This window comes from Seonamhaeicola sp. NFXS20, from assembly GCF_049132085.1.
GTDB lineage: Bacteria > Bacteroidota > Bacteroidia > Flavobacteriales > Flavobacteriaceae > Seonamhaeicola.
The window spans coordinates 1-1,055 of record NZ_JAFMPU010000050.1 but is presented as its reverse complement, the minus strand read 5'-3'; the positions used below and the strand labels follow the sequence as shown (position 1 = coordinate 1,055).

Sequence of the window (1,055 nt, the reverse complement as noted above, 5' to 3'; positions counted from 1 at the left end):
TGCTTTTAAAGCCTTTTAAAACACCAGAGTTTTTAAGTGTATAAAAACAGAAACCGCCTTTAAAAGACGGTTTCTAATTATAATTTTAGGATACATTATGGGCTTGTGCAACGGTTACCATTGTTGTGCCTAGTTTTTATTCATTATTTTTTCAGTAAGTTCATAAAGAAAACCTGGATTATGTAGAGTATTAATATAATCTAGCATTTCTTTTTTATTTAAATCGGATTTTAATATTTTTTTTCCGCTAGCGGTTGACTTATAAACTTGCATTTCTGTTAAAGGTCGAATTTCAGAATATTCTATTAATCCAACATTTTTTAAATTCACTAAAACTTCTTGGATATTAGCAGGAAAATCAAATCTGTCATATAGACTTGTTAAAGAGTAAATACTATTCATACTCGGAAGTCTATCAATTAATAAAAGGACTAATAATTCTTTTTTAGACATTATCTTACAACGTTGGTTTGCCTAGTTTTTTATATTCAGTTTTATTTTTTGTCCGTCTTTCAAATCCTTTATTTGAAACCCTAAATCTCCACTAAAAGAAATTAATTCCGCAAAACTTATTTTTCCAATATTCGACTTTTCATATTCTCCGCCAATAACTGCTGGCATTTTCAAACAGTATTTTTGGTTTTCTTCTAATTCTCCAAGTTCCGATTTTGCAATGTTCACAAGATTTGTCATTTGCCAATCTTCGATAAATTCAGAGTCAGTCGAAAGTCGGTCAAATTCCGATTCCGATTCCGCAATTTTTCCACAACTAATTTCTTCGGGACAAATTCTCCAATATTCGTTTTTGTCCGTTTTGAAAATCACGTTGCCAAAGTCATTCGTCCGAACTATTTCGGTCGCATTAAATCCTTTCCAATTCCAAGCTTTATTTATTTCGGCAATCATTTTCTCAAATTAGGCACAACGGACAGCTGTATGGTTAGTGGCTTGGTTTAAGCGTTGGCTTTATGCGGCCATTAATTATACAGCATGTTGTGTGCTTTATATTTTTAATTTAGTTTTTATAAAAGTAAAAAAATAAAGGAACAGTAGTT

General features: G+C 31.0%; 2 protein-coding genes. Both read right to left on the bottom strand.

What is annotated here, in order from left to right; translation table 11 throughout:
* Nucleotides 1-129: 129 nt before the first annotated feature.
* Complete coding sequence (locus J1D01_RS17445; RefSeq protein WP_421151786.1) at nucleotides 130-453, bottom strand: hypothetical protein; 324 nt, start codon at nucleotides 451-453, stop codon at nucleotides 130-132.
* Between the two features lie 21 nt (nucleotides 454-474).
* On the bottom strand, nucleotides 475-906 hold the full coding sequence (locus J1D01_RS17440) for a T6SS immunity protein Tdi1 domain-containing protein (protein WP_421151785.1): 432 nt from the start codon (nucleotides 904-906) through the stop codon (nucleotides 475-477).
* Nucleotides 907-1,055: the final 149 nt, after the last annotated feature.